At 66.0% G+C, this 476-nt stretch carries 2 protein-coding genes; both read right to left on the bottom strand.

Annotated features, from left to right (window positions below):
- Positions 1 to 225, bottom strand: a 225-nt coding sequence (locus ACFQQJ_RS04840) for a hypothetical protein (RefSeq protein WP_377104680.1), incomplete at its 3' end; no start/stop codon positions are given.
- Positions 225 to 476, bottom strand: a 252-nt coding sequence (locus ACFQQJ_RS04835; RefSeq protein ID WP_377104678.1) for a hypothetical protein, incomplete at its 5' end; no start/stop codon positions are given. The genes ACFQQJ_RS04835 and ACFQQJ_RS04840, both read right to left, overlap by 1 nt.

Raw genomic sequence — 476 nt, 5'->3', positions numbered from 1 at the left:
CTGATGCGGCGCGTCGTTCGGCACCAGCCGGCCGAGATCGGCGGCATTGGCGAAAGTGATCGGAATCGTCGACGGGATGTCGAGCCCGGCCAGCGCTTCGTGCGTGCCCCAGATCTTGCGTACCACGCGCTCGGGATTGTCGAGTGCCGCCAGCACCGCGTGCCGCCCGTAGAATCGGGGGCGGTTCGACGATGCCTGGCTCGGCCGGTGTCCACGCTTGGCCATTACTTCGCTCCCGGTGCCGGGTAGAATTCGTCCAATGTCTTGGGCTGGGTCGCCAGCGGCACGCGCGGCAGCGGATCGGGCGTGTTGGCCGCATTGATCAGGAAGGCGGCGAGGATGATCGCGCCCTGGCGCATGTCCTCGGGCTTCAGGTGATCGAAGGTGTCGACATCGGTGTGGTGGACCGTCGAGGCATAGTCGAGCGGATCCTGGATGAACTGGAACGCCGGGATGCCCACCACGTCGAAGAACAC

The organism is Propionicimonas sp. T2.31MG-18 (genome assembly GCF_964266745.1).
Classification (GTDB): domain Bacteria; phylum Actinomycetota; class Actinomycetes; order Propionibacteriales; family Propionibacteriaceae; genus Propionicimonas.
The sequence above is the reverse complement of the archived record's forward strand: the minus strand, read 5'-3'. Positions and strand labels throughout refer to the sequence as shown.